Origin of the sequence: Mesorhizobium sp. M4A.F.Ca.ET.050.02.1.1 (assembly GCF_003997725.1) — a bacterium.
In the GTDB taxonomy this organism is placed as follows: Bacteria; Pseudomonadota; Alphaproteobacteria; order Rhizobiales; family Rhizobiaceae; genus Mesorhizobium.
In genome coordinates, this window is the sequence record NZ_RZSG01000744.1 from 1 (window position 1) to 2,937 (window position 2,937).

The 2,937-nt window shown below is 60.6% G+C and carries 2 protein-coding genes and 1 pseudogene; 2 read left to right on the forward strand and 1 reads right to left on the reverse strand.

Features of this window, described 5'->3' with window-relative positions:
• Window positions 1-1,236: arylsulfatase (locus EOA33_RS30410; protein ID WP_127407328.1), on the forward strand; the 1,236-nt coding region annotated here is incomplete at its 5' end.
• 39 nt (window positions 1,237-1,275) lie between these two features.
• Window positions 1,276-2,229, forward strand: a complete 954-nt coding sequence (locus EOA33_RS30415; RefSeq protein ID WP_245455536.1) for a formylglycine-generating enzyme family protein — start codon at window positions 1,276-1,278, stop codon at window positions 2,227-2,229.
• A 206-nt stretch (window positions 2,230-2,435) separates the two neighbouring features.
• Here EOA33_RS30415 and EOA33_RS30420 read toward each other — a convergent pair.
• Window positions 2,436-2,937 (reverse strand): annotated as a pseudogene (locus EOA33_RS30420) (hypothetical protein); the annotation flags it as partial.

Consider the following 2,937-nt stretch of genomic DNA (forward strand, 5'->3'; position numbering starts at 1 on the left):
GCCGCGGAGGGGGCGAAGCTCGAGGAATATTACGTGCAGCCGATGTGCACGCCAACGCGTTGCGCCCTCATGACCGGCCGCTATCCGCTACGCTATGGCATGCAGGTTGGCGTTGTCCCCGCTGCGGGAACCTATGGTCTTCCGCTGGACGAAACCCTTCTTCCGCAGGTCCTCAAAGGCGCCGGTTATCAAACGGCGATGAGCGGCAAATGGCACCTTGGCCATGCCAAGACGGATTACTGGCCGAAACAACGTGGATTCGATTCATTCTACGGGGCAACCGTCGGCGAGATCGACCATTTCAAACATGCTTCGCACGGTATCCCCGACTGGTACCGAAACAACAAGCCGATCAAGGAGAAGGGCTTCGACAACACCCTGTTCGGTCGGGAGGCTGTCCGGGTCATCAACACCCACGACCCGAAAAAGCCCCTCTTTCTCTACCTCGCCTTCACCGCGCCTCACACGCCCTTCCAGGCCCCGAAGGAATATCTCGACCGGTTTAGCAACATCACCGACGAGAACCGTAGAGCCTATGCCGCCATGATCACGGTGATCGATGACGAGGTGGGAAATGTCGTGGCCGCCCTTGAGAAGAAGGGGATTCGCGACAACACCCTTATCGTTTTCATGAGCGACAATGGCGGCGTCATCAACTCGATGTTTACGGGTGACTCGAAGGTGGAGGGCAAACTTCCCGCCAATAATGGGCCATATCGCGAAGGCAAGGGCACCCTCTATGAGGGGGGCACTCGCTCGGTTGCCTTCATGAATTGGCCCGGCAAGATCAAGCCTGGTGTCTTCAATGGCCTGATGCACGTCGTCGACATGTTGCCAACCCTGGCCGGGTTGGCTGGTGCCAAGCTCGACAAGAACAAGCCGCTGGACGGCATGGATATGTGGCCGGCCATCAGCGATGGGAAACCTGCGCCGCGCACCGAGATTGTCTACAACGTTGATCCGATGTCCGGCGCCGTGCGCGAGGGCGATTGGAAACTGGTATGGTCAGCTACGTTACCGCAGAAGGTCGAGCTTTTTAATTTGGCCCAGGACAAATCAGAAGCCACCAATCTGGCTGACAAGAACCCTGATAAGGTCAAGGAGCTGCAGGCAAGAATTACCGAGCTTGCGAGCCAGATGAAGCCTCCACTGTTGCTTATGGAAGCTCTGCGGTTGACGTACTTCACACCGCTGGTGACACCAAGCCCGCAAGAAATGTTCGCTGCGGGGGATTGAAAGGCGGATGAGTTACCGCCGTCCAGACGAGGCCGCCCGATGACTGAGGCACGACTTGCCACAGAGCCAGCGGCCTCGTCGCACGGCGCTATGGTCTGGATCCCTGGCGGCGAGTTCCTGATGGGATCCGACCATCACTATCCCGAAGAGGCGCCGGCGCATCGCGTTGTCGTCGGTGGCTTCTGGATGGATCGCACGACTGTCACGAATGGTGAGTTCAAGCGCTTTGTCGAGGCCAGCGGCTACGTCACGGTGGCCGAGCGTCCGGCAAATGCGGCGGACTATCCCGGGGCCAGCGCTGAATCGTTGATACCGGCTTCGGCCTTGTTCGTGAGGCCTTCACGCAGCATTGATCGCGGCAATCACTACAACTGGTGGGCCTATGTGCGCGGTGCGAACTGGCGGCATCCTCGCGGGCCTGCCAGCGGACTCAGGGGCCTCGAAAATCATCCTGTCGTGCACATCGCGTACCAGGACGCGGAAGCGTATGCGAACTGGGCGGGTAAGGCGCTTCCGACAGAGGCCGAATGGGAGTTCGCCGCCAGGGGCGGGCTGGATGGCGCTGAGTTCACATGGGGCGACGAGCTAACCCCGGGCGGGCAGCACATGGCCAACACGTACCAGGGCGAGTTCCCATTCCGCAACGATTGCGAGGACGGCTACGAATGGACAGCGCCGGTCGGCTCTTTTCCGGCAAACGGCTACGGGCTCTCCGACATGGCTGGCAATGTCTGGCAGTGGACGACTGACTGGTACCAGGAGCACCGCCGGATCGAGAGCCCTTGTTGCACGATTGCCAACCCGCGCGGCGGCGAACGCGAGGCGAGCTACGATCCGCTGACGCCCGACATCAGGATTCCACGCAGGGTAACCAAGGGCGGATCCTTCCTGTGCGCTCCCAGCTACTGCCGCCGTTACCGCCCGGCCGCGCGCATGGCGCAGCCTGTAGACACATCCACATGCCACCTCGGCTTCCGTTGCATCACGCGTTGAATGCGAAGACATTTTGCCCGGACTCGGCCGGCGTAAAGCAGGGGGATTCGGTTCAAGTAAAGTAGTGGTTCAAAGCGTAAGCGGTTACGGCAAGTATATATCCGTCCCTGACGGCATGCGCAGGCGGGATGTGACAATGTTGATGGCGAGCAGCCGCAAGCCTTCATAGGCGAGCGCATCAGTAGTCTCTGCCGGGTGCCGCCGGATCAGAAGCGGTAGATCGCCCCGATTACCGGTCCCTGCTGGACGACGTCGAAGACGAAGCCGTCGCCGTTGTCGTAATTGACCCCGGAGGCACGATAGCCGATCAGGGCGGAGAACTTGTCGTTGACCTGATAACCGACGCCGCCCCACAGATCCCACATGTAGTCCGACGAGCCGCCGCCGGCCATGGCCCAGCCGCTCAGATACCACTCGGAATTGATGTTATAGCGCCCTTTGAATCCAGCCAGCGCGTCAACCCAGGTATCGCCTTCGCTGAAGGTCAGCCCGTCGAAGGCTCCGCCGCTGAAGGATATGTCGGTATCGACCGACCAGATCCGGGCACCCGCCAGGAGATCGAGGCTGCCCGAGGCGTCGTCGATCAGGCGATATTCGCCAGCCGCGGTGTAGGTCACGCTCTCGGAGTCGACGCTGACGCTGTCGGCGACGATGCCGTTGGGCGTGGCGTTTTCGCCCGAAAGCTTGATGTACATGAAGTCGTTGAAC